General features: G+C 51.2%; 2 tRNA genes and 2 rRNA genes. All 4 read right to left on the reverse strand.

The annotated features are described in order from the left end of the window. Window positions 1-28 precede the first annotated feature (28 nt). Window positions 29-2,920 (reverse strand): 23S ribosomal RNA (locus AACW30_RS23910). Between the two features lie 251 nt (window positions 2,921-3,171). Continuing rightward, window positions 3,172-3,247, reverse strand: a tRNA-Ala gene (locus AACW30_RS23915). A 30-nt stretch (window positions 3,248-3,277) separates the two neighbouring features. Then, window positions 3,278-3,354: transfer RNA gene (locus AACW30_RS23920), tRNA-Ile, on the reverse strand. A gap of 82 nt (window positions 3,355-3,436) precedes the next feature. Then, window positions 3,437-4,973 (reverse strand): 16S ribosomal RNA (locus AACW30_RS23925). The 16S and 23S rRNA genes sit together here with 2 tRNA genes alongside, the layout of an rRNA operon. Window positions 4,974-5,089: the final 116 nt, after the last annotated feature.

The raw sequence follows: 5,089 nt of genomic DNA on the forward strand, positions 1-5,089 counted from the left end.
CAGAGCATGCAAATTGCTTGGGTGTTATATGGTCAAGCCTCACGGGCAATTAGTATTGGTTAGCTCAACGCCTCACAGCGCTTACACACCCAACCTATCAACGTCGTAGTCTTCGACGGCCCTTCAGGGAACTCAAGGTTCCAGTGAGATCTCATCTTGAGGCTAGTTTCCCGCTTAGATGCTTTCAGCGGTTATCTATTCCGAACATAGCTACCCGGCAATGCCACTGGCGTGACAACCGGAACACCAGAGGTTCGTCCACTCCGGTCCTCTCGTACTAGGAGCAGCCCCTCTCAAATCTCAAACGTCCACGGCAGATAGGGACCGAACTGTCTCACGACGTTCTAAACCCAGCTCGCGTACCACTTTAAATGGCGAACAGCCATACCCTTGGGACCGGCTTCAGCCCCAGGATGTGATGAGCCGACATCGAGGTGCCAAACACCGCCGTCGATATGAACTCTTGGGCGGTATCAGCCTGTTATCCCCGGAGTACCTTTTATCCGTTGAGCGATGGCCCTTCCATACAGAACCACCGGATCACTAAGACCTACTTTCGTACCTGCTCGACGTGTCTGTCTCGCAGTCAAGCGCGCTTTTGCCTTTATACTCTACGACCGATTTCCGACCGGTCTGAGCGCACCTTCGTACTCCTCCGTTACTCTTTAGGAGGAGACCGCCCCAGTCAAACTACCCACCATACACTGTCCTCGATCCGGATAACGGACCTGAGTTAGAACCTCAAAGTTGCCAGGGTGGTATTTCAAGGTTGGCTCCACGCAGACTGGCGTCCACGCTTCAAAGCCTCCCACCTATCCTACACAAGCAAATTCAAAGTCCAGTGCAAAGCTATAGTAAAGGTTCACGGGGTCTTTCCGTCTAGCCGCGGATACACTGCATCTTCACAGCGATTTCAATTTCACTGAGTCTCGGGTGGAGACAGCGCCGCCATCGTTACGCCATTCGTGCAGGTCGGAACTTACCCGACAAGGAATTTCGCTACCTTAGGACCGTTATAGTTACGGCCGCCGTTTACCGGGGCTTCGATCAAGAGCTTCGCGTTAGCTAACCCCATCAATTAACCTTCCGGCACCGGGCAGGCGTCACACCCTATACGTCCACTTTCGTGTTTGCAGAGTGCTGTGTTTTTAATAAACAGTCGCAGCGGCCTGGTATCTTCGACCGGCATGAGCTTACGGAGCAAGTCCTTCACCCTCACCGGCGCACCTTCTCCCGAAGTTACGGTGCCATTTTGCCTAGTTCCTTCACCCGAGTTCTCTCAAGCGCCTTGGTATTCTCTACCCAACCACCTGTGTCGGTTTGGGGTACGGTTCCTGGTTACCTGAAGCTTAGAAGCTTTTCTTGGAAGCATGGCATCAACCACTTCGTTAACTAAAAGTTAACTCGTCATCAGCTCTCGGCCTTAGAATCCCGGATTTACCTAAGATTCCAGCCTACCACCTTAAACTTGGACAACCAACGCCAAGCTGGCCTAGCCTTCTCCGTCCCTCCATCGCAATAACCAGAAGTACAGGAATATTAACCTGTTTTCCATCGACTACGCTTTTCAGCCTCGCCTTAGGGACCGACTAACCCTGCGTCGATTAACGTTGCGCAGGAAACCTTGGTCTTTCGGCGTGGGTGTTTTTCACACCCATTGTCGTTACTCATGTCAGCATTCGCACTTCTGATACCTCCAGCAAGCTTCTCAACTCACCTTCACAGGCTTACAGAACGCTCCTCTACCGCATCACTTACGTGATACCCGTAGCTTCGGTGTATGGTTTGAGCCCCGTTACATCTTCCGCGCAGGCCGACTCGACTAGTGAGCTATTACGCTTTCTTTAAAGGGTGGCTGCTTCTAAGCCAACCTCCTAGCTGTCTAAGCCTTCCCACATCGTTTCCCACTTAACCATAACTTTGGGACCTTAGCTGACGGTCTGGGTTGTTTCCCTTTTCACGACGGACGTTAGCACCCGCCGTGTGTCTCCCATGCTCGGCACTTGTAGGTATTCGGAGTTTGCATCGGTTTGGTAAGTCGGGATGACCCCCTAGCCGAAACAGTGCTCTACCCCCTACAGTGATACATGAGGCGCTACCTAAATAGCTTTCGAGGAGAACCAGCTATCTCCGAGCTTGATTAGCCTTTCACTCCGATCCACAGGTCATCCGCTAACTTTTCAACGGTAGTCGGTTCGGTCCTCCAGTTAGTGTTACCCAACCTTCAACCTGCCCATGGATAGATCGCCCGGTTTCGGGTCTATTCCCAGCGACTAGACGCCCTATTAAGACTCGCTTTCGCTACGCCTCCCCTATTCGGTTAAGCTCGCCACTGAAAATAAGTCGCTGACCCATTATACAAAAGGTACGCAGTCACAGAACAAAGTCTGCTCCCACTGCTTGTACGCATACGGTTTCAGGATCTATTTCACTCCCCTCTCCGGGGTTCTTTTCGCCTTTCCCTCACGGTACTAGTTCACTATCGGTCAGTCAGTAGTATTTAGCCTTGGAGGATGGTCCCCCCATATTCAGACAAAGTTTCTCGTGCTCCGTCCTACTCGATTTCATGACTAAGAGATTTTCGCGTACAGGGCTATCACCCACTATGGCCGCACTTTCCAGAGCGTTCCGCTAATCTCAAAGCCACTTAAGGGCTAGTCCCCGTTCGCTCGCCACTACTAAGGGAATCTCGGTTGATTTCTTTTCCTCAGGGTACTTAGATGTTTCAGTTCCCCTGGTTCGCCCCTTACACCTATGTATTCAGTGTAAGGTAACCATCTTATGATGGCTGGGTTCCCCCATTCAGACATCTCCGGATCAAAGTCTGTTTGCCGACTCCCCGAAGCTTTTCGCAGGCTACCACGTCTTTCATCGCCTCTGACTGCCAAGGCATCCACCGTATGCGCTTCTTCACTTGACCATATAACCCCAAGCAATCTGGTTATACTGTGAAGACAACATTCGCCGAAAATTCGATAATACTCAATTACGAGTAACTCACAAATTTTACCTTAGCCTGATCCGTTACCAGTGAAAGTAACGTTCAGTCTATCTTTCTATCACATACCCAAATTTTTAAAGAACGATCTAATCAAAGACTAGAAATCAACATTCACCATCACTTTGATGGAATGCTCATTTCTAAGCTTTCAAAACTTTCAGAAGCAGTAGTGGTGGAGCCAAACGGGATCGAACCGTTGACCTCCTGCGTGCAAGGCAGGCGCTCTCCCAGCTGAGCTATGGCCCCGTATTTCTACAGGCGTTTCCCACACAAAATTGGTGGGTCTGGGCAGATTCGAACTGCCGACCTCACCCTTATCAGGGGTGCGCTCTAACCAACTGAGCTACAGACCCAATTTCGGGCTGCTTCTTATCGTCTTCTTCAATGAATCAAGCAATTCGTGTGGGAACTTATGGAGCAGCTGATGTCGTCGATTAAGGAGGTGATCCAGCCGCAGGTTCCCCTACGGCTACCTTGTTACGACTTCACCCCAGTCATGAATCACACCGTGGTAACCGTCCTCCCGAAGGTTAGACTAGCTACTTCTGGTGCAACCCACTCCCATGGTGTGACGGGCGGTGTGTACAAGGCCCGGGAACGTATTCACCGCGACATTCTGATTCGCGATTACTAGCGATTCCGACTTCACGCAGTCGAGTTGCAGACTGCGATCCGGACTACGATCGGTTTTGTGGGATTAGCTCCACCTCGCGGCTTGGCAACCCTCTGTACCGACCATTGTAGCACGTGTGTAGCCCAGGCCGTAAGGGCCATGATGACTTGACGTCATCCCCACCTTCCTCCGGTTTGTCACCGGCAGTCTCCTTAGAGTGCCCACCATTACGTGCTGGTAACTAAGGACAAGGGTTGCGCTCGTTACGGGACTTAACCCAACATCTCACGACACGAGCTGACGACAGCCATGCAGCACCTGTCTCAATGTTCCCGAAGGCACCAATCTATCTCTAGAAAGTTCATTGGATGTCAAGGCCTGGTAAGGTTCTTCGCGTTGCTTCGAATTAAACCACATGCTCCACCGCTTGTGCGGGCCCCCGTCAATTCATTTGAGTTTTAACCTTGCGGCCGTACTCCCCAGGCGGTCAACTTAATGCGTTAGCTGCGCCACTAAAAGCTCAAGGCTTCCAACGGCTAGTTGACATCGTTTACGGCGTGGACTACCAGGGTATCTAATCCTGTTTGCTCCCCACGCTTTCGCACCTCAGTGTCAGTATTAGTCCAGGTGGTCGCCTTCGCCACTGGTGTTCCTTCCTATATCTACGCATTTCACCGCTACACAGGAAATTCCACCACCCTCTACCATACTCTAGTCAGTCAGTTTTGAATGCAGTTCCCAGGTTGAGCCCGGGGATTTCACATCCAACTTAACAAACCACCTACGCGCGCTTTACGCCCAGTAATTCCGATTAACGCTTGCACCCTCTGTATTACCGCGGCTGCTGGCACAGAGTTAGCCGGTGCTTATTCTGTCGGTAACGTCAAAACACTAACGTATTAGGTTAATGCCCTTCCTCCCAACTTAAAGTGCTTTACAATCCGAAGACCTTCTTCACACACGCGGCATGGCTGGATCAGGCTTTCGCCCATTGTCCAATATTCCCCACTGCTGCCTCCCGTAGGAGTCTGGACCGTGTCTCAGTTCCAGTGTGACTGATCATCCTCTCAGACCAGTTACGGATCGTCGCCTTGGTGAGCCATTACCTCACCAACTAGCTAATCCGACCTAGGCTCATCTGATAGCGCAAGGCCCGAAGGTCCCCTGCTTTCTCCCGTAGGACGTATGCGGTATTAGCGTCCGTTTCCGAACGTTATCCCCCACTACCAGGCAGATTCCTAGGCATTACTCACCCGTCCGCCGCTCTCAAGAGAAGCAAGCTTCTCTCTACCGCTCGACTTGCATGTGTTAGGCCTGCCGCCAGCGTTCAATCTGAGCCATGATCAAACTCTTCAGTTCAAACATCTTTGGGTTTTTAAGAAACCCTAAACTTGGCTCAGCAATCGTTGGTTACATCTTTGATTTCTCGCGGAGTAACTTGTGATGCTGATAATCTTGTTGACTATCAGTCTGAC

This window comes from Pseudomonas sp. MF6747 (assembly GCF_963890955.1).
In the GTDB taxonomy this organism is placed as follows: Bacteria; Pseudomonadota; Gammaproteobacteria; order Pseudomonadales; family Pseudomonadaceae; genus Aquipseudomonas.